This is a genomic window from Streptomyces sp. NPDC056361 (genome assembly GCF_042262805.1).
Lineage (GTDB): Bacteria > Actinomycetota > Actinomycetes > Streptomycetales > Streptomycetaceae > Streptomyces.
Window position 1 is genome coordinate 1 of sequence record NZ_JBHJQI010000024.1, and the last position, 19,423, is coordinate 19,423.

Below are 19,423 nucleotides of genomic sequence, written 5' to 3' on the forward strand. Positions count from 1 at the left end.
CCGGACCCCCTCGGGGGTCCGGCCTTCGTCGTACGGGTCTCGCGGGGCCCGGCTCAGGGCACCTCGGTCCGGGGCGCACCGGCTCCGGGGCGCAACCCGCTCCGGGTGGCTCAGCTCCGGGTGGCCAGCTCGAACCAGACCACCTTGCCGCCCGAGAGCCGGGTCGCCCCCCACCGCCGGGCCAGCCGGTTCACCAGGAAGAGACCGCGACCGCCCTCGTCCGTGTCCCGCGCCCGCCGCTGCCGGGGCAGCTGCGGCGAGTCGTCGCCGACCTCGCAGCGCAGCACGTCCGTCCGCAGCAGACGCAGCGTCACCGGCCGCTCCGCGTACCGCACGGCGTTCGTCACGACCTCGCTGATCAGCAGCTCGACCGAGTCCGTCAGCTCCTCCAGGTCCCAGCGGGCCAGTGCCCGCCGGGCGAGCCGCCGGGCCCGCCCCGGGGCCGCGTCCTCCGGCTCCAGGAACCAGTACGCCACGTCGCTCGGCGCGATCCCGTCGAAACGGGCCGCGAGCAGCGCGATGTCGTCGTCCCGGTCGCCGGGGCCCAGCATGTCGAGGACGTCGTCGCAGAGCGCCTCCAGGGGCGGCGAGTGGTCGGGGCCGGTCAGCTGCGCGGTCGCCGCCAGGCGCTCCCGCAGCTGCTCGATCCCGGTCCACACGTCCCGCAGCCGGGACTCGACCAGGCCGTCCGTGTACAGGAGCAGCGTGGCGCCCGCGGGGGCGTCCAGCTCGACCGCCTCGAAGTCGACCCCGCCCACCCCGATCGGGGCGCCGGGCGGCACCCGCAGCACCTCGGCGCGCCCGCCCAGGTGGAGCAGTATCGGCGGCGGATGGCCCGCGTTGGCCACCGTGATCCGGTGCGAGACAGGGTCGTACACCGCGTACATGCAGGTCGCCATCCGGTCCTGGCCGAGCCGCTGCGCCTGCTCGTCCAGGTGGTGCAGGACCTCCTGCGGCGGCAGGTCGAGGCCGGCCAGGGTCTGCGCGGTGGTGCGCAGCTGGCCCATGATCGCCGCCGAGGTCATGGAGTGGCCCATGACGTCGCCGACGACCAGGGCGACCCTGCTGCCGGGCAGCGGGATCGCGTCGTACCAGTCGCCGCCCACCCGGGCCGTCTCGGCCGCCGGCAGGTAGCGGGAGGCCAGCTTCACGCCGGTCGGCTGCGGCAGCGAGTCCGGCAGCATCGTCCGCTGGAGCTCGTCCGCGATGTACGCCTCGCGGCCGTAGAGCACGGCCTTGTCGATGCCGAGCGCGGTGTGCGTGGCGAGCTGCGCCGCGACGAGCAGGTCGTTCGGCTCGAAGCCGGCCCGCTCGGGGCGGCGCAGGAACACGGCCGCGCCGATCACCCGGCGCCGGCCGCGCAGCGGCGCGAGGACCGCCCGCAGCCCGCCGGGCAGCGGATGGTCGGCACCGAGCAGCTCGCCGAGCGCGGCCTTCGCGGCCGCGGAGTCGCCGAAGACCGGCCGCACCCCGCGCAGCACCTCGGCCAGCGCACCGCCGGACCGCACCTCGCAGAGTTCGGCCGCGGGGGTCGGATCCGGGTCGGGCACGAGGACCAGTTCCTCGCCCTCCAGTTCGCTTAACCGGAGCCGGTCCGTGCGGCGCAGCCGCAGCACGAACGGCGCCACCGGCCGCTCGTCGCCGACCGGCAGGGGATCGCGGAGGTAGACCAGGATCTCGTCCGAGAAGGTCGGCACGGTGGCCCGGCACAGACCGAGCACGATCTCGTCCAGGTCGATGCCGCGCGCGATGCGCCGGGTCGCGGCGCCGACGAACCGCAGCCGGTCGCCCTCGCGCCGCCCGGCGGTGTCCCCGCCCCGGGCGCCGCCGGGCGGCTGCGGGGCCACGGCGACGGCCACGGCTCCGGGACCGCCGGGCGCACCGGGGCCGCCCGGTCCGCCCGCGGGGCCCGTGGGATGCGGAGAGCCGGGGGAGTGCGGCGAGCCCGGGGTGCCGGTGCCGGCTCCCGCCGGGCCGCCGTTGCCGGTGGGCGCGGCCGTCGGGCCCGGGGGCGCGGCCTGGCCGGGCGTCGCCGTCCGGCCGGGCGCCGTCGGCGTGTCCGTACCGGGGGCGGGGGCCGTCCGGCCCGCCGGTCCGCCCGGCTGCGCGGGCAGGTCGGAGGGCAGGCCGGCCGCCGCCTCCTGGCGAGGGCGCGCGCGTTCCTGCGGCCGGGCAGCCAGGGGCTGCCGGCCTTCGTGGGAGGTGGGATGCTCCGTCACGCGTGGGGTTCCGTCCGTCCGGGCCGGTGGTGCGATGCACTCGCTCTTCTCGCCGATGCCGCGCCTTCGGCGGGGATAAACCCCTCGTATGCAGCGGATGTGGACGCTCCGCGAGTCGCGGCAACGGCAGGGGCCGGAACACCCGGGCACACGTCCGGCACTGTTCTCCCCCTCGTGGATGACTTGTGGTCAGGTCCTGCGCCGTACTGAGTCGTTGGCGTGCTGTTCGGTCGGTGCGACGGGCTGTGCGATGCGCTTGTGCCGTGCGGAGGACGATCCTACGTTTGAACCCCGGGGGCGCATCAAGGGTCTCACGGCGCCGTGTGCGCCGGAGTGCGGTCCCAGTCGGCCGGCAGCTCCGGAACCTTCCATCCCGGATCGGGCCGCCAGTCCTCCCAGCCGTCCGCGAACGGCGCGCCCCACGCGTGGATCCGCTCCACCGCCCGCTGTCCGGCGGCCCGTACCCGCGCCGCCTGCTCGGGGCCCATCAGGCCGGACCGCTGGGCCTGCGCGAACTCGTCCTCGTCCCGCCACAGCCAGCTGCGGTCGGGGTAGACGGAGATGTCGAGGAAGTGGTCCTCGGAGTCGAAGCCGCCGGACCAGCGGACCCGCGGCTCCTCCAGGTTCACGTACCAGCTGCGGAAGCGCCAGCCGCGCTCCCAGAACAGCCACACGGACCACGGCTCGCCGGGACGCGCCAGCTTCAGCACCCCGCTGCCGAACCAGCGCGCGCGTTCCGTGGTGCGCGGGGCGGTGTAGCGGGTGGCGAGCGGCTCCTCGTGCACCGCGGTGCCGTCGGCGAGCACGGGGCGTACGCATTCGGTGCCGGGCGCCATCCAGACCGCGAGCAGCTCGGGCGTGTCCTGGACGACGGTCACCGGCCGGCAGATGTGCACCTCGCCGGTGCCGTTGCCGCGGTAGCGCCAGAGGATGTGATCCCCCGGCGCCCAGTGCTGAGAGCCGCCCGATCCTGTCATGCGCAGATCTTAGGGGCGCGCTCCCACGACCGCTGCGGTACGGGTCACGGATGAGTCAGCTACCCGCCGGTCGCTTGCGGCGCGCCGACGGGGCGCGGGCGCTTCCGGCGGGGCGGTGCGCGCTACGGGCGGGTCATCCGCAGGACGTCGAGCGCCTCGTCCAGCTGCTCGACGGTGAGGTCGCCCCGCTCGACGTAGCCGGACTCGATGACGACCTCGCGGATGGTCTTCCGCTCGGCGAGGGACTTCTTGGCGACCTTGGCGGCCTCCTCGTACCCGATGTACTTGTTCAGCGGGGTGACCACGGAGGGTGAGGACTCGGCGTACTCGCGGGCGCGCTCGACGTTGGCGGTGATGCCGTCGACCGTGCGGTCGGCGAGCAGCCGGGAGGCGTTGGCGAGCAGCCGTACGGACTCCAGGAGGTTCTTGGCCATGACCGGCAGCATCACGTTGAGCTCGAAGTTCCCGGCGGCGCCGGCCACCGCGACCGTGGTGTCGTTTCCGGTCACCTGCGCGGCGACCATGAGGACGGCCTCGGGGATCACCGGGTTCACCTTGCCCGGCATGATCGACGAACCGGGCTGGAGGTCGGGGAGGTTGATCTCGGCGAGGCCGGTGCGCGGGCCGCTGGACATCCAGCGCAGATCGTTGGCGATCTTGGTGAGGGAGACGGCGAGGGTGCGGAGCTGCCCGGACGTCTCGACCAGGCCGTCCCGGGCGCCCTGCGCCTCGAAGTGGTCGCGGGCCTCGGTCAGCGGCAGTCCGGTCGCGCGGGCGACCTCGGCGATGACGGCGGCGGAGAAGCCGGCCGGGGTGTTGATGCCGGTGCCCACCGCCGTGCCGCCGAGGGGGAGTTCGGCGAGCCGGGGGAGTGCGGTGCGCAGCCGCTCGGCGCCGTACCTGACCTGGGCCGCGTACCCGCCGAACTCCTGGCCGAGGGTGACCGGGGTGGCGTCCATCAGATGGGTGCGGCCGGACTTCACCACCGTCGTGAATTCGGCCGATTTTCGCTCCAGGGCGGTGGCCAGGTGGTCGAGGGCGGGGATCAGGTCGTGGGTGACGGCGGCGGTGGCCGCGATGTGGATGGAGGACGGGAAGACGTCGTTGGACGACTGCGAGGCGTTGACGTGGTCGTTGGGGTGGACCTCGCGGCCCGCGGGGAGCCGTTCGGTGGCGAGGGTGGCGATGACCTCGTTGGTGTTCATGTTGGAGGAGGTGCCCGAGCCGGTCTGGAAGACGTCCACGGGGAAGTGCTCGTCCCAGCGGCCTTCGGCGACCTCGTCGGCGGCCGAGGCGATGGCCTCGGCGCGGTCCTCGTCGATGACGCCCAGTGCGGCGTTGACCTTGGCGGCGGCGGCCTTGATCCGGGCCAGGGCCTCGATGTGGGTGCGCTCCAGGCGCTGGCCCGAGATGGGGAAGTTCTCCACCGCCCGCTGGGTCTGGGCCCGCCACTTGGCGTGGGCGGGGACCCGTACCTCGCCCATGGAGTCGTGCTCGATCCGGTAGTCCTCGGTGTCGTTCATTTTCCCAACCTCCTGGCTGTGCTGTGCGGGGGGCGACTCCCAACCCCCTGAAAAAGATGAGCACTTGTCTTGTTCGATGTATTCCCAAGGCGCGTACCGGCCAGTAAAAACCGTGGGTAACCCCACTTCCAGGAGGCGCAATGAAGCGCACCAGGTACAGACTCCGCTGGCCCGTCGTCGCCGTCGCCGCCGCCGCGGCGGCCCTCGGCAGCATGACCGCCGCGGCCCCCGCCGGCGCGGTCGACACGAGCACCACGGCCGGAATCACCTCCACGCCGCTCTCCCCCGAGCTGGAGGCGATCCGCGCCGCCGAGGCCGTGAAGATCTACGGCGACCCGGCCGAGCGCCCGCTCGCCCAGCGCAGGACCGGCCTGATCTCGCTCGGCGACAGCGAGATCTCCGGCGAGGGCGTCGGCACCTACGAGTCCCCCACCAACGGCCCCACCAACTGGTGCCACCGCTCGCCCGACGCCGCCATCCACCGCACCGGGATCCCCGCGGACCTCACCTTCAACGTGGCCTGCTCCGGCGCGTACACCGGCAACATCCGGATCGGCGGCTCCAAGCAGTACGCCGACGAGCTGGTCCAGAGCGACAACCTCGCGATCAAGGCCCGCAACACCCGGATCAAGATGGTCCTCCTCGTCGCCGGAGCCAACGACGACCTGCAGTTCGGGCCCGTCATGACCGACTGCGTCCAGCGCTACGTGCTCAGCCAGGGCACCTGCGAGCCCAAGTACGCCCCCGGCTGGCAGGCCCGCGTCGACGCGCTCGTCCCCAAGGTCGAGCAGACCGTGCGCGACCTGAAGACCGTCATGCGCGACGCCGGATACGCCGACGGCGACTACAAGCTCGTCGTCATGGGCTACCCCAGCCCGATCGGCCCCGACTTCAACGACAACCCGAACTTCCCCGGCAAGCTGATCTGCGGCGGCATGGGCTACGACTCCGACACCAAGTGGGGCCGCAACACCGCCGTCCCGGCCTTCGAACGCGGCATGCGCAAGGCCGCCGCCTCCACCGGGGCCGTCTTCCTCGACAACTCGCGGCTCTTCCACGGCCACGAGGTCTGCATGGAGGACACCTGGGCCCGGGGCCTCTACATCGACCTCTCCAAGCCCGGCGGCATCGACGAGAACTCCGTCCGGCAGTCCTTCCACCCCAACAAGAGCGGCCACGCCGCCTTCGCGTCCTGCCTGACGCAGATCTACAACTCCGGTCAGCGCGAGGCGAGCTGCGCCGACGTCAACTCCTCCGGCACCCCCACGCTCTTCCCGGTCGCCTGGGACGACGCCTACCGGCCGCTCACGAACCAGGCGACCGGCAACTGCCTGGACGTCAACGCGTCCGAGTCCGCCAACGGGACCGCCGTCCTCGGCTGGGACTGCCACGGCGGCCGCAACCAGGGCTGGTGGTACGACTCCGCCCGGCAGACCCTCCACACCCAGCTCACCCAGGACCGCTGCCTGGACGTGCCGGGCGCCGCCTACCAGGCCGGCAAGGCGCTCATCGTCTGGAACTGCAGCGGCGCCGCCAACCAGAAGTTCGTCCGCGACGGCGCCACCGTCCGCCCCGCCGCCGCGACCGGCCTCTGCCTCACCCAGGGCGCGGCGAAGGAGCCGATCAGGCTCCAGAGCTGCAACGGCTCCGCGAACCAGCGGTTCGCGTAGGGCCCCGGAGACGCCGTGGCCCCCGTCCGGTGCGGGGCGGGGGCCACGGTCCCGCGCGGAGACCCGGGGTCCCCGAGCGGTCAGAGCGCCTTCAGGGTCGACTTCGCCAGCTCGTACGCCGGGATCATCGCCCGGTGCTCGTCGGTGTCGAGCCCGCCGAGGTGGACGATGACGACCCCCTTCGAGGTGGAGACGGCGAAGGCCCGCTCCTCCTTCGACTCCTCCATCAGCTCGTTCGCCACGGTGTACGTGACCTCGGTGGCCGGCAGCGCACCGGCCCCGGTCTCCCGGTAGGCGACCTTCGAGGTCTTCCGCTCGGCCTTCACGAAGCCTTCGAGCGCGGTCCGCGCGGGGCCCTTGCCCGCCGTCCAGATCCGCAGGTAGCCCACGTGCCCGGCCCCCTTGGCGTCCACCTCGCAGCGGACGACCGCGGGACCCTGCCGCGTCAGCGCCGCGAACTCCGGGTTCTCCGGATCGTCGATCGCCTCCGGCTCCCACCGCTCCGCCAGCGCGAACGAGACGGGCAGCGCGCAGGCCGTCCCCGGCCCGCCCAGGGTGGCGGCGGCCTTGGGAACCCCGGCCGTCGGGGCCGCGGCGTTCGACGCCCCGGCCTTCGGCGCGGCGGTGCGCGCCGGGGCCACGGGCGCCGGAGTCGTACCGCAGCCGGTCAGCAGCAGCCCGGCCGCCGCCAGGGCGACGGGGACCGCCGCGCGTATCGGAAGTGCTCTCTCTCGCATGCCGTCATGATCGCCGACCGCGGGTGCGGCGATTCGCCCGGACGGGCGAACGCGCGGGGAGCGCCGCACAATGTGAAGCATGCCGTGGGGGGACCCCCACTCCCACCGGGAGGCAGGACATGACCCGCACCTTCAGGAGGATCGGCGCGCTCGGCGCCTGTACGGTCGCGGCCGTCGCCTTCGGCGCCGCCGCCGCTCCGGTCCACGCCGACAACGGAGACGGGTTCGAGTTCACGCTCTACGCCAAGGAGGTCCCGGGCGAGGGAACCGACGAGAGCGGCCCGCCGCCCAAGGTCGGCGACGTCTTCACCGTCGCCGACGACCTGTACAAGACCAAGGGCGGCTCCAAGGTCGGCCGCGACGGCGTCACCTGCGCCGTCGTACGCGTCTCGGGCACCCAGGCGGACGTGAACTGCGTCGGCACCTTCGTCCTGAACGGAGGACCGGGCGGACAGATCACCGCCCAGGCCCTCGTCACCTTCGACACCTCGGCCGCGGCGCCCTCCGCCTACGACGTCGCCGTCACCGGCGGAACCGGTGACTTCAAGAGCGCCCGCGGCTATATCCGGACCACCCCCGACGGCGACTACGAGCAGATGGAGTTCCACATCACCGTCCGTTAGGCCAGGGCCCTCCGGAGGCCTCCGGTCAGGACAGCTTGCCGCCGTAGTCCGGGAGCTTGAACGCGCGCTCGGCGTGGCCGCCGACGAGGTCGGTGGTGTTGTTGCCGATGTTCGCGATGATCGTGTAGCCCTTGGCCTCGATCTCCGCGCGCTTCGCGGTCTTGTACGCGCTGACCTCCGCGAACAGGTCGGGCAGGTTCCGCACGTACAGGCCGTCAACCGGGTACCCGGACTTCTTCAGGTTCCAGTCCGTCAGCGACTGGATGATGCCGGGCCTGGCGGTCACGAAGAAGACCGCCACCCCGCGCGCGTGGGCGTCCTGGACGAGGGCGCGCACGTCCGCGATGGCCGGGGTCGGCAGCTCCCAGAACGGGTGGAAGTCCGTCTCCAGGGAGCTGTTGTCGATGTCGAGGACGATCGCCTGCTTCTCGCGGCCGGCGTTCTCGGAGCGCTTCTCGATGTACGGGCGGGCCTCGGCGACGACGGCCGCCACGTCGCGGCGCCAGGTTCCGTAGTCGACGTCCGCGAGGGCCGCGGCCGACGTCACGTGGGTGTCGGGGTCGGCCGCCGAGGCCGCGGGCGCGGGCCCGACGACGAGGACGGCGGCCAGGCCGAGGGTGGCGGCGGCGGTGGTTTTGGCGGAGGGCATGGGGGGCTCCCGAGGGTCGACCGGCTCAGTGGTTGACATGCTCGCGACCCATACTGACCAGTAGGCGACGGGAGGGCTACCGGTCGGTAGCGACTTTCTGAGCGGAGAACGACGAAGCCCCCGTTCCCGGGGGAACGGAGGCTTCGCCGGAGCGTCAGGGGATCAGCCGAGGCCGGGACCCCGCACCGGGATGTGCGTGAACGTCGGCTCCGGCGCCGGGTTCTGGAAGAAGTCGTTGCCCTTGTCGTCCACGACGATGAACGCCGGGAAGTCCTCGACCTCGATCTTCCAGACCGCCTCCATGCCGAGCTCCTCGTACTCGACGACCTCGACCTTCTTGATGCAGTCCTGCGCGAGACGGGCCGCCGGGCCGCCGATCGAGCCCAGGTAGAAGCCGCCGTGCGCGCCGCACGCGGCGGTGACCTGACCGGAGCGGTTGCCCTTGGCCAGCATCACCTTCGAGCCGCCCGCGGCCTGGAACTGCTCCACGTACGAGTCCATGCGGCCGGCCGTCGTCGGGCCGAAGGAACCGGAGGCGTAGCCCTCGGGGGTCTTCGCCGGACCCGCGTAGTAGACCGGGTGGTCCTTCAGGTACTGCGGCATCTCCTCGCCCGCGTCCAGGCGCTCCTTGATCTTGGCGTGCGCGATGTCGCGCGCCACGACCAGCGGGCCGTTCAGGGACAGCCGGGTCTTGACCGGGTACTTGGTCAGCTCGGCGAGGATGTCGTCCATCGGCTGGTTCAGGTCGATGGTGACGACGTCGCTCTCCTCGGAGAGGTGCTCGTCGGTCGTCTCCGGCAGGAAGCGCGCCGGGTCGGTCTCCAGCTGCTCCAGGAAGACGCCCTCGGCGGTGATCTTCGCGACGGCCTGGCGGTCGGCCGAGCAGGAGACGGCGATGGCGACGGGCAGCGAGGCGCCGTGGCGGGGGAGGCGGACCACGCGGACGTCGTGGCAGAAGTACTTGCCGCCGAACTGGGCGCCGATGCCGATCTTCTGCGTCAGCTCGAAGACCTTCTCCTCCAGCTCCTTGTCGCGGAAGCCGTGGCCGGTCTCGGCCGAGCCCTCGGTGGGCAGCTCGTCCAGGTAGTGCGCGGAGGCGTACTTCGCGGTCTTGAGCGCGAACTCGGCCGACGTGCCGCCGACGACGATCGCCAGGTGGTACGGCGGGCAGGCGGCCGTGCCGAGCGAGCGGATCTTCTCCTCCAGGAACTTCATCATGCTCGCCTCGTTGAGGACGGCCTTCGTCTCCTGGTAGAGGAAGGACTTGTTGGCCGAGCCGCCGCCCTTGGCCATGAAGAGGAACTTGTACGCGCCGCCGTCGGTCGCGTACAGCTCGATCTGCGCGGGCAGGTTCGAGCCGGTGTTCTTCTCCTCCCACATGGTCACCGGCGCCATCTGCGAGTACCGCAGGTTCAGCTTGGTGTACGCGTCGTAGATGCCCTTGGACAGGGCCTCCTCGTCGCGGCCGGAGGTCAGCACGTTCTGGCCGCGCTTGCCCATCACGATCGCGGTGCCCGTGTCCTGGCACATCGGCAGGACGCCCGCGGCGGCGATGTTCGCGTTCTTGAGCAGGTCCAGCGCGACGAACTTGTCGTTCGACGAGGCCTCGGGGTCGTCGATGATCCGGCGCAGCTGCGCCAGGTGGGCCGGGCGCAGGAAGTGCTGGATGTCGTGGATCGCCTCGGCGGCCAGCTGCCGCAGGGCCTCGGGCTCCACCTTGAGGAACGTACGGCCGTCGGCCTCGAAGGTGGAGACACCTTCGGAGGTCACCAGGCGGTAGGGCGTGGTGTCCTCTCCCAGCGGGAGCAGATCGGAGTACGCAAACTCTGGCATGACGGCGGCCATTCCTCACTCGGCAGACAGCAGCGCCGCCTCCGTTGGCCGCGCGCCCTCAAGCGTAGAACGAGGGCGGCGCGCCGATCCTGTGAGGTAAGGCTCACTTGGGGGTGTTCGGGTGCTCGGAGGCTTTCGTCCACAGGCCCGGCCCCGCCCCCTGGTCGCGATCTATCGCGTTTCGCTAGGCTGGCACCGTGGACCTCGAAAAGCAGCCCGAACCCGAGAAGCAGCCGCAGCCGCAGCGGCCGGCCGCCCCCGCCGAGACCGCCCCCGCGGAGACCGCCTTCGCCGACCCGCAGGGCGCGTTGCGGGCCTCGGACGCGGACCGGGACCGGATCGCGGACATCCTCAGGGACGCCCTGGCCGAGGGGCGGCTCGACCCCGAGGAGCACTCGGACCGGATCGACGCGGTCTACCGGGCCAAGACGGTCGGGGAGCTGGAGCCGATCGTCCGCGACCTGCCGTCCGCCCGGACGCGCAAGGAGCCCGAGCCGGCCTACGCGTGGTCCGCCGAGGACTCCGAGGGCCCCGCGGACAACCTCATCGCGATCTTCTCCAGCACCACCCGCAAGGGGCGCTGGCGGGTGAGCCGCCGGACGAACGCCTTCGCGCTCTTCGGGAACATCGAGGTCGACCTCACCGAGGCGATCTTCGCCCAGCGGCTCACCACCATCAACGCCACCTCGATCTTCGGCAACGTCGAGGTCCGCGTCCCGGAGAACATCAGCCTGCGCGGCAGCGGCAGCGGCGTCTTCGGCAACTTCGAGGTCGTGACCCTGGAGGGCGTGGACCCGCAGGCCCCCGTCGTCGTCATCAACGGCTACTCGGTCTTCGGGAACGTGGAGGCCAGACCCAAGCGCGGCAAGTGGATCACCGACCTCCAGGACAAGCTGCGCAAACACCTCGGCCACTGACGCCGGGCCCGGCGACCGCCCCGACCGCCGCGCGATGACCGGAATCCGCCCACGGGTATCCGCAGTGCGGAACGGCGCGGCACGCAGTGCATAGGCACGCGCACAGCGGGTAGGGCTGGTGCATCGCCGCTCGCTCGCGAAGCCGTCGTCAGGAGTAGACCGTGCTGCAACTGCCGCATCAGCCCCTCCAGGTCGCCGCCGTCCCCCCTCAGCGCACCACGCCCACCCGGGAGGACGAGGCAGGCCCTTGGCACGCGGAGGCGGTGTGCCGCCGGGACGAAGCCGGGCTGTTCTTCGCTCCGTCGAAGGAGCCGACCGCCGCACGGCTGGCCCGCGAGGAGGCGGCCAAGCGGGTCTGCGCCCGGTGTCCCGTCATGGTCGAGTGCCGTGAGCACGCGCTGCTCCAGCCCGAGCCGTACGGGGTGTGGGGCGGGCTCACCGCGGCGGAGCGCCGTGTGGTCCTGGCCCGGCGCCGGCGGCGCGAGGTGGAGCTGCGCAAGGCCGCCGCGACCGAGCGGATCGCCCAGGCCGGCTGACGGGAACCGCGGACGCGTCTCCGCGGGCCCGTACGGGAAGGGGCGCCCCCACCGCACATGGGGGCGCCCCTCTTCGTACCGTCGTCGCGCGCGTCCGCCGCGCCCGCGCGTCACGCCATGTGTCGCGTCGCGCGTCGCGTCGGAGCTCCCTCGGGTGTTACTTCGCGCGATCGAAGTCGATCTTGCTGTACGCGCGCAGCTTCGAGAGCCGGTGCGTGGAGTCGATCTGGCGGATCGTGCCGGACTTCGAGCGCATGACCAGCGACTGCGTGGTCGCCGTCTCGGCGCGGTAGCGCACCCCGCGGAGCAGCTCGCCGTCGGTGATGCCGGTCGCGACGAAGAAGACGTTGTCGCCGCGGACCAGGTCGTCGGTGGAGAGCACCCGGTCGAGGTCGTGGCCCGCGTCGAGGGCCTTCTGCCGCTCGGCGTCGTCCTTCGGCCAGAGCTTGCCCTGGATGACGCCGCCGAGGCACTTGATGGCGCAGGCGGAGATGATGCCCTCGGGCGTGCCGCCGATGCCCATGAGCATGTCGACGCCGGTGCCCTCGCGGACGGCCATGATCGAACCGGCGACGTCGCCGTCCGAGATGAACTTGATCCGGGCCCCGGTCTCGCGGATCTCCTTGACGATGCCCTCGTGGCGGGGGCGGTCCAGGATGACGACCGTGATGTCCTCGGGCGAGGACTTCTTCGCCTTGGCGACCCGGCGGATGTTGACCGAGACGGGGGCGTTGATGTCGACGAAGTCGGCGGCCTCGGGGCCGGTGACCAGCTTGTCCATGTAGAAGACCGCGGACGGGTCGAACATGGCGCCGCGGTCGGCGGCGGCCAGGACGGCGATGGCGTTCGGCATGCCCTTGGCGTTGAGCGTGGTGCCGTCGATCGGGTCCACGGCGATGTCGACCTCGGCGCCGGTACCGTCGCCGACCCGCTCGCCGTTGAAGAGCATGGGGGCCTCGTCCTTCTCCCCCTCGCCGATGACGACGACGCCGTCCATCGAGACGGTGGAGATCAGGGTCCGCATGGCGTTGACCGCGGCGCCGTCAGCGCCGATCTTGTCGCCGCGGCCGACCCAGCGGCCGGCGGCCATGGCGGCGGCCTCGGTGACCCGGACCAGCTCGAGGGCCAGGTTGCGGTCGGGGGCCTCGGGAGAGACGACAAGCTCGGGCGGCAGATGATGCTGCTCGGTCATCGGAACGCACCTTTCTGTACGGCGACGGCCGGAAATAAGAGGGTGCTGCGACTCTATCGGTACGTCGACAAAATGAGCAGAGGGGCCCACGTATGAGCACGAGACCATGATGCGACCATGGTGGGCGTGGCAGGTATGCGAGGCAGGCAGACGGTACGCGGGATGTTCCAGTCCCTCGGGGTGATCTTGGTCGCCGCGGGCGTGATGTATCTCTTCATTCCGCATGGCGAGGAATCCGAACCGGTCAAGGCGAAGGACTACCGGGTCGAGCTCCTCACGGCCCAGCGGGCGGCGCCCTATCCGGTGCTGGCCCCCGAGGGCCTCGGCGACGGCTGGAAGGCGACGGTCGTCTCGTACAAGCGCGAGAACGCCGACGCCTGGCAGCTCGGCTTCCTCTCCCCGGACACGCAGTACGTGGCGATCCACCAGTCGACGGCCGCGGCCAACACCTATGTGCCGGACGTCACCCAGCGGGCCAAGAACACCGGCCGCACCGAGACGGTGGCCGGCCAGGTCTGGCAGCGCTGGGAGGGCCCCAAGTACGACGCGCTCGTCCGCACCGACGGCGGCGCGACGACCGTGGTCACCGGCACCGCCTCCTTCGAGCGGCTGGCCGAGATGGCCGGCGCGCTCCGCTCGAGCAAGGTCTGACCCCCTCCGGACGCGAGGTCCGGCCCAGGCCGGACGCGAAGGTCCGACCCCACCCCGGACGCACGGGAAAGGCCCCGCACTCGTCGAGTGCGGGGCCTTCGCCCTGTCTGCGGCCCGCCGGTGCGGCGTGGCTCAGACGGTGGTGATGACCTCGTCGAAGGAGAGGCGCGGGGAGCGCGGGAACCAGGCGTCCTCGCCCGGCTTGCCGATGTTGATCACCATCAGCGGGGTGTGGTCGTCGTCCAGGAACTCCTTCTGGACGCCGGCGAAGTCCAGGCCGGTCATCGGGCCGGCGGCCAGGCCGGCGGCGCGGACGCCCACGATGAAGTACGCGGCCTGCAGGGCGGCGTTCAGCGTGGCCGAGCCCTCGCGGACCGGGCGCTCGGCGAAGAACATGTCCTTGGCCTGCGGGAAGTGCGGGAGCAGGGCCGGGAGCTCCTCGTGGAACTCGTTGTCGGCCGACAGGATCGCGACGAGCGGCGCGGAGGAGGTCTTGGCCTGGTTGCCCTCGGCCATGTGCTTGACCAGGCGCTCGCGGGCCTCGGGGGAGCGGACCAGCGTGATGCGCAGCGGGGACTGGTTGAAGGCGGTCGGGCCGAACTTCACCAGCTCGTAGATCGCCTGGACCTGCTCGTCGGTCACCGGCTCGTCGGTGAACGTGTTGGCGGTGCGGGCCTCACGGAAGAGGAGGTCCTGGGCGGCGGGGTCAAGGGCGAGAGACATGCTGCGTACCTTCCGGACTGCAAGGGGAGTCGCTCGTACAAAGTTCAAGCGATGTCTCGACAGTACGCCCAGAATTGGTGAAAGTTCAACTAATCCATCCGGATAGTGATCCGCTTCACTTCGCCGAGTCTACGGCAGATCCGCCGCCGAACCGCGCGGAAGCCCGAAACGAGGCCGGAACCGGATCCCGCATCGGCGCTCGCGGCAGGGCCCGAGTCGGAGCCCGAGTAGGAGTCGGATCCCGCGTCGGAGCCGAGTCGGATCCCGCATCGGAGCCCGCGTCGGAGCTCGAAGCGGAGGCGCCGGGGCTACTCGTCGTCCCCGTCCCCGTCCTCCGCCTCCACGGCCTCGCCCGCGCGCTCCGCCGCCAGCGACGCGTCGAGCCGGGCCCGCGCCCCCTCCAGACGCCGCCGGCACACCTTGGCCAGCTCCTCGCCGCGCTCCCAGAGCGCGAGGGACTCCTCCAGGGTCGTCCCGCCCGCCTCCAGGCGGCGGACGACCTCGATCAGCTCGTCCCGCGCCTGCTCGTACCCGAGCGCCGCCTCTTCCGTACCGGCTGCCATGAACTCCACCCTCCGTGTCCGCTTCCTCTGAATCCCTGTGTCTCTGTTTCTCCGCGTCAGCCCCGCGTCAGCCCCGCGTCAGGACGGGTCGGCCGCCACGCGGCGCACCGCGAACTCGCCCTCGGCGACCCGGGCCCGCAGGTCCTCGCCCTCCGCGACCTCCTCGGGGGAGCGGACCACCGTGCCGTCCGCCCGCTGGAGCACCGCGTACCCCCGCTCCATCGTCGCGGCCGGCGACAGCGCCCGGACCCGCGCCCGGGTGTGCGACAGCTCGGAGTCCGCCCGGTCGAGGAGATGCCCGAGCACCCGCCGGCTGCGGGCGAGCAGCGCGGCGATCTCGTCCTCGCGGACCTCGACCATGCGCTGCGGATGCTCCATGACGGGCCGGCCGAGCGCCTGCGCCAGGCCGCGCTCCTCCCGGTCCAGGAGTCCCCGCACGGTCCGCAGCGCGCGGTCCCGCAGGCCGCGCACCCGGTCCAGCTCCTCCCCGACGTCCGGCACGACCTTCTTGGCGGCGTCCGTCGGCGTCGAGGCGCGCAGGTCCGCCACCAGGTCGAGCAGCGGCGAGTCCGGCTCGTGGCCGATCGCGGAGACCACCGGCGTACGGCAGTCGGCCACCGCCCGGACGAGCAGCTCGTCCGAGAACGGCAGCAGGTCCTCGACGCTGCCGCCGCCCCGGGCGACGACGATCACGTCCACCTCGTCGTCCGCGTCGAGCTCCCGCACCGCCTGGATCACCTGCGGGACGGCCTTCACGCCCTGCACCGCGACGTTGCGCACCTCGAAGCTGACGGCCGGCCAGCGGCGCCGCGCGTTCTCCAGGACGTCCCGCTCCGCCGCCGAGGCGCGGCCGCAGACCAGGCCGATCCGGTGCGGCAGGAACGGCAGCGGCTTCTTCCGGTCGAGCGCGAAGAGACCCTCGGACGCCAGGCTCCGCTTCAGCTGCTCCAGACGGGCGAGCAGCTCGCCGATCCCGACCGGCTTGATCTCCACGGCCCGCAGCGACAGCTGCCCGCGCGGCGCGTACCACTCGGGCTTCGCGTGCAGGACGACCCGGGCGCCCTCCGACACGACGTCCGCGACCGCGTCGAAGACCTTGCGGTAGCAGGTGACCCCGATGGAGATGTCGTGCGAGGGATCCCGCAGCGTCAGGAACACGACCCCGGCGCCGGGCCGCCGCGACAACTGCGTGATCTGCCCCTCGACCCAGATCGCCCCGAGCCGGTCGATCCACCCCCCGATCAGCCGGGAGACCTCACCGACGGGAAGCGGTGCTTCGGCGGACGTAGTCAGACCCATGGACCGAGCGTAACCGCGCGGTACGACAACGTCAGGACCGCGCGGAGGGCCGGGTCACGCGGGCGGGGAGGTCCGGGCCGCGCCCTGGACGGCCAGGACGACGAGCCCGACGCCCAGCCACACCACGCCCACGACCTGGGCGGCGACGGAGGCCTCCACGATCACCGCGACGAGGATCGCCGCGCCGACCACGGGCAGGACGATGTGCTTGAGCACGTTCGGCGGCCCCTCCGCCCGGCGGACGGCGAACCACCCCACCACGCTCGCGTGCAGGAGCACGAACGCCGTCAGCGCGCCGACGTCGACCACCGACACGAGGTGGTCGAGGCCGTCGTCCCGACGGGCCGCCCACACCGCCGCGATCATCGTGACCGACGCCGCCACGAGCAGCGCCACCCGCGGCACGCCCCCGTCCGTACGGGCGAGCAGGTGCGGCAGCCGCCGGTCGCGGCCCATCGCGAAGAGCAGCCGCCCGCCGGCCGCCTGCCCGGCGAGCGCCGCGAAGGCCGCGCCGATCGCCTTCGAGACGGCCACCAGGTCGTGCAGCCAGCCGCCGACGGACGTGTCCACCGCGTCGTAGAACGCCGAGCCCTGCTTCCCCGGATCGGCCGCGAGCTCCGCCGACGAGACCGGCTCCAGGAGCGCCACCAGCCAGGACTGGGCGATGAAGAGCACGCCCGCGAGGGCCAGGCAGAACAGCACCGCCCGCGCCACCTTCGCCGAGCCGCCGGTGACCTCCTCCGCGAAGGACGCGATCGCGTCGAAGCCCAGATAGGACAGGACGGCCACCGACACCGCGCCCAGGACGGCCGCCAGGGAGAAGCCGGTGTCCCCGGTGAGCGGCGACCACCAGTCGCGCCGCGCCCCGTCCCGTACGAGCACCACCACCGCCGACACGACGAACACGAGCAGGACGACGATCTCCATGGCGAGCACCGCGAAGCCGACCCGGGCCGCCGCCCGTACGCCCCACAGGTTGAGCAGCGTGGTGACGACCACGGCGATCCCCGTCCACACCCACCGGTGGACCTCCGGCACCAGCGCCTCCATCGCGATGCCCGCGAAGAGGTAGGCCACCGCCGGGATCAGCAGGTAGTCGAGCATCGCCATCCACCCGGCGACGAATCCCGGCCCCGCCCCGAGGCCCTTGCGGGCGTACGTGAACACCGAACCGGCCTGCGGCGCGACCCGCACCATCTGCGCGTAGCTGAACGCCGTGAACGCCATGGCGACCGTCGCCACGAGGTACACCAGTGCGACGGCCCCGTCCGACTTGGCGTCGAGCGTGCCGAAGACGCCCACCGGGGCCATCGGCGCGATGAAGAGCAACCCGTAGACGACCAGGTCACGGAACCCGAGGTTCCGACGTAGACCGGTGTGCTCCCCGTCCGCCGCCACCTGCGTTTCCTCGGCCATGGCGACAGTTTCGGCCACCACGCCGATCAAAGCGCTCACCGACGCGGCCTTACGATGGGACGCATGACTGCAACGCCCGCGACGAACCGCCCGAAGCGTGTCCTGCTCGCCGCACCCCGTGGCTACTGCGCGGGCGTCGACCGTGCCGTGATCGCCGTGGAGAAGGCCCTGGAGCAGTACGGGGCCCCGATCTACGTGCGCCACGAGATCGTCCACAACAAGTACGTCGTCCAGACCCTGGAGCGGAAGGGCGCGATCTTCGTCGACCAGGCGACCGAGGTCCCGCCGGGCAACATCGTGATGTTCTCCGCGCACGGCGTCGCCCCGACCGTCCACGAGGAGGCCCGCCAGGGCCGCCTCGCGACCATCGACGCGACCTGCCCGCTGGTCACCAAGGTCCACAAGGAAGCCGTCCGCTTCGCCAACGACGACTTCGACATCCTCCTCATCGGCCACGAGGGCCACGAGGAGGTCATCGGCACCTCCGGCGAGGCCCCCGACCACATCCAGCTGGTCGACGGCCCCGGCGACGTCGCCAAGATCGAGGTCCGCGACCCCTCCCGGGTCGTCTGGCTCTCCCAGACCACGCTCTCGGTCGACGAGACGATGGAGACGGTCGACGCGCTCAAGGAGAAGTTCCCGCAGCTGATCTCCCCGCCGTCCGACGACATCTGCTACGCCACCCAGAACCGCCAGATCGCCATCAAGGAGCTCGCCGGCCAGGCCGAGCTGGTGATCGTCGTCGGCTCGAAGAACTCCTCGAACTCGATCCGCATGGTCGAGGTCGCCAAGCAGGCCGGCGTCCCCGCCGCGTACCTCGTCGACTTCGCCACCGAGATCGACGAGGCCTGGCTGGAGGGCGTCACCAGCGTCGGCCTCTCCTCCGGCGCCTCCGTCCCCGACGTCCTCGTCCAGGAGGTCCTGGAGTGGCTCGCCGAGCGCGGCTACGCGGACGTCGAGATCGTCAAGACCGCCGACGAGTCCCTGACCTTCTCGCTGCCCAAGGAGCTCCGCAACAAGGACCTCCGCGCCGAGGCGGAGAAGCTCGCCGCGGCCGCGCCCGTCAAGGAGTAGCTCCGCGCCGAAGCCCTTACCGTGGGTCCATGAACGTCTTCGGAGTGGACATCGGCGGCTCGGGCATCAAGGGCGCCCCCGTGGACCTGGAGCGCGGCGCGCTCGCCGAGGAGCGCCACAAGGTCCTGACCCCGCAGCCCGCCACACCCGACGGTGTGGCGGGCTGCGTCGCGGAGGTCGTGGCGCACTTCGGCTGGACCGGCCCGGTGGGCGTCACCTTCCCCGGAGTCGTGACCGGCTCCACCATCCGCACCGCCGCCAACGTCGACAAGTCCTGGATCGGCGTCGACGCGGGCACCCTCCTGCGCGACCGCCTCGGCGGCCTCCCCGTGACCGTCCTCAACGACGCCGACGCCGCCGGCATCGCCGAGATGACCTTCGGCGCCGGCCGCGGCCGCAAGGGCACCGTCATCCTCCTCACCCTCGGCACCGGCATCGGCTCCGCCGTCTTCACCGACGGCCGCCTCGTCCCCAACACCGAACTGGGCCACCTCGAACTCAAGGGCCACGACGCCGAGACCCGCGCCTCCACCAAGGCCAAGGAGGACGAGGACCTCAGCTGGGAGCACTGGGCCACCCGCCGGGTCCGCAAGTACCTCGCCCACGTGGAGATGCTCTTCTCGCCCGAGCTCTTCATCATCGGCGGCGGCGTCAGCCGCAAGGCCGACAAGTTCCTCCCCCTCGTCGAGGGCATCCGCGCCGAGATCGTCCCCGCCGAACTCCAGAACAACGCCGGCATCGTCGGCGCGGCGATGGCGGCCCGCGGGTCCTGACCCGAGTCGACCACCCGCCCCGGGCCGGCCTGCGGGGCCCGTCCGGGG

Annotated in this window: 18 protein-coding genes; 7 read left to right on the plus strand and 11 right to left on the minus strand. The window is 72.1% G+C overall.

From position 1 onward, the window contains the following. Window positions 1–110 precede the first annotated feature (110 nt). From ACFCY7_RS10450 to ACFCY7_RS10460, 3 genes are all read right to left on the minus strand, one after another. On the minus strand, window positions 111–2,219 hold the full coding sequence (locus tag ACFCY7_RS10450) for a SpoIIE family protein phosphatase (protein WP_376483192.1): 2,109 nt from the start codon (window positions 2,217–2,219) through the stop codon (window positions 111–113). A 311-nt stretch (window positions 2,220–2,530) separates the two neighbouring features. After that, window positions 2,531–3,196: a DUF402 domain-containing protein gene (locus tag ACFCY7_RS10455; protein WP_376483194.1), complete on the minus strand. Its 666-nt coding sequence runs from the start codon at window positions 3,194–3,196 to the stop codon at window positions 2,531–2,533. 122 nt (window positions 3,197–3,318) lie between these two features. After that, complete coding sequence (locus ACFCY7_RS10460; protein WP_376483196.1) at window positions 3,319–4,719, minus strand: class II fumarate hydratase; 1,401 nt, start codon at window positions 4,717–4,719, stop codon at window positions 3,319–3,321. Between the two features lie 140 nt (window positions 4,720–4,859). Between ACFCY7_RS10460 and ACFCY7_RS10465 the strand changes: the two genes are divergently transcribed. Beyond that, complete coding sequence (locus tag ACFCY7_RS10465) at window positions 4,860–6,389, plus strand: ricin-type beta-trefoil lectin domain protein (protein ID WP_376483198.1); 1,530 nt, start codon at window positions 4,860–4,862, stop codon at window positions 6,387–6,389. 80 nt (window positions 6,390–6,469) lie between these two features. Here ACFCY7_RS10465 and ACFCY7_RS10470 read toward each other — a convergent pair whose 3' ends face one another. Next, window positions 6,470–7,126 carry a lipoprotein gene (locus ACFCY7_RS10470; RefSeq protein WP_376483200.1) on the minus strand — a complete coding sequence of 219 codons (657 nt, stop codon included), beginning with the start codon at window positions 7,124–7,126 and terminating at the stop codon, window positions 6,470–6,472. Window positions 7,127–7,245: 119 nt separating this feature from the next. Here ACFCY7_RS10470 and ACFCY7_RS10475 point away from each other — a divergent pair, with 119 nt between their 5' ends. After that, window positions 7,246–7,749, plus strand: coding sequence for a dirigent protein (locus tag ACFCY7_RS10475; RefSeq protein WP_376483202.1), 504 nt, complete (start codon window positions 7,246–7,248; stop codon window positions 7,747–7,749). Between the two features lie 25 nt (window positions 7,750–7,774). Here ACFCY7_RS10475 and ACFCY7_RS10480 read toward each other — a convergent pair whose 3' ends face one another. Both ACFCY7_RS10480 and ACFCY7_RS10485 read right to left on the minus strand, forming a co-directional pair. Then, entirely contained in the window at window positions 7,775–8,398 is a 624-nt protein-coding gene (locus tag ACFCY7_RS10480) for an HAD family acid phosphatase (RefSeq protein WP_376483204.1), read from the minus strand. A 162-nt stretch (window positions 8,399–8,560) separates the two neighbouring features. Next, on the minus strand, window positions 8,561–10,231 hold the full coding sequence (locus ACFCY7_RS10485) for a fumarate hydratase (protein ID WP_376483206.1): 1,671 nt from the start codon (window positions 10,229–10,231) through the stop codon (window positions 8,561–8,563). Window positions 10,232–10,428: 197 nt separating this feature from the next. On the opposite strand from ACFCY7_RS10485, the gene ACFCY7_RS10490 reads away from it, so the two are divergent. Together ACFCY7_RS10490 and ACFCY7_RS10495 are read left to right on the plus strand one after the other, a co-directional pair. Continuing rightward, complete coding sequence (locus ACFCY7_RS10490; protein ID WP_376483208.1) at window positions 10,429–11,148, plus strand: DUF1707 domain-containing protein; 720 nt, start codon at window positions 10,429–10,431, stop codon at window positions 11,146–11,148. Between the two features lie 161 nt (window positions 11,149–11,309). Continuing rightward, window positions 11,310–11,684 (plus strand): WhiB family transcriptional regulator, encoded by a 375-nt coding sequence (locus ACFCY7_RS10495; protein WP_376483210.1) that lies wholly within the window; start codon window positions 11,310–11,312, stop codon window positions 11,682–11,684. A gap of 157 nt (window positions 11,685–11,841) precedes the next feature. Here the strand turns inward: ACFCY7_RS10495 and glpX are convergent, their stop codons facing one another. After that, window positions 11,842–12,876, minus strand: a complete 1,035-nt coding sequence (gene glpX / locus ACFCY7_RS10500) for a class II fructose-bisphosphatase (protein WP_376483211.1) — start codon at window positions 12,874–12,876, stop codon at window positions 11,842–11,844. Between the two features lie 117 nt (window positions 12,877–12,993). Here glpX and ACFCY7_RS10505 point away from each other — a divergent pair, with 117 nt between their 5' ends. Further along, on the plus strand, window positions 12,994–13,527 hold the full coding sequence (locus ACFCY7_RS10505) for a DUF4245 domain-containing protein (RefSeq protein ID WP_376483213.1): 534 nt from the start codon (window positions 12,994–12,996) through the stop codon (window positions 13,525–13,527). A gap of 132 nt (window positions 13,528–13,659) precedes the next feature. Here ACFCY7_RS10505 and ACFCY7_RS10510 read toward each other — a convergent pair whose 3' ends face one another. From ACFCY7_RS10510 to ACFCY7_RS10525, 4 genes are all read right to left on the minus strand, one after another. Next, complete coding sequence (locus ACFCY7_RS10510) at window positions 13,660–14,250, minus strand: malonic semialdehyde reductase (RefSeq protein ID WP_376483214.1); 591 nt, start codon at window positions 14,248–14,250, stop codon at window positions 13,660–13,662. Window positions 14,251–14,558: 308 nt separating this feature from the next. Next, window positions 14,559–14,813 carry an exodeoxyribonuclease VII small subunit gene (locus tag ACFCY7_RS10515; protein WP_376483215.1) on the minus strand — a complete coding sequence of 85 codons (255 nt, stop codon included), beginning with the start codon at window positions 14,811–14,813 and terminating at the stop codon, window positions 14,559–14,561. A gap of 78 nt (window positions 14,814–14,891) precedes the next feature. Further along, entirely contained in the window at window positions 14,892–16,112 is a 1,221-nt protein-coding gene (gene xseA / locus ACFCY7_RS10520) for an exodeoxyribonuclease VII large subunit (protein ID WP_376483216.1), read from the minus strand. A 54-nt stretch (window positions 16,113–16,166) separates the two neighbouring features. After that, window positions 16,167–17,528, minus strand: coding sequence for an APC family permease (locus tag ACFCY7_RS10525; RefSeq protein ID WP_376483217.1), 1,362 nt, complete (start codon window positions 17,526–17,528; stop codon window positions 16,167–16,169). 54 nt (window positions 17,529–17,582) lie between these two features. Between ACFCY7_RS10525 and ACFCY7_RS10530 the strand changes: the two genes are divergently transcribed. Both ACFCY7_RS10530 and ppgK read left to right on the plus strand, forming a co-directional pair. Beyond that, on the plus strand, window positions 17,583–18,602 hold the full coding sequence (locus ACFCY7_RS10530) for a 4-hydroxy-3-methylbut-2-enyl diphosphate reductase (RefSeq protein ID WP_376483219.1): 1,020 nt from the start codon (window positions 17,583–17,585) through the stop codon (window positions 18,600–18,602). A 29-nt stretch (window positions 18,603–18,631) separates the two neighbouring features. Beyond that, window positions 18,632–19,375 carry a polyphosphate--glucose phosphotransferase gene (gene ppgK, locus ACFCY7_RS10535; RefSeq protein WP_376483221.1) on the plus strand — a complete coding sequence of 248 codons (744 nt, stop codon included), beginning with the start codon at window positions 18,632–18,634 and terminating at the stop codon, window positions 19,373–19,375. Window positions 19,376–19,423: the final 48 nt, after the last annotated feature.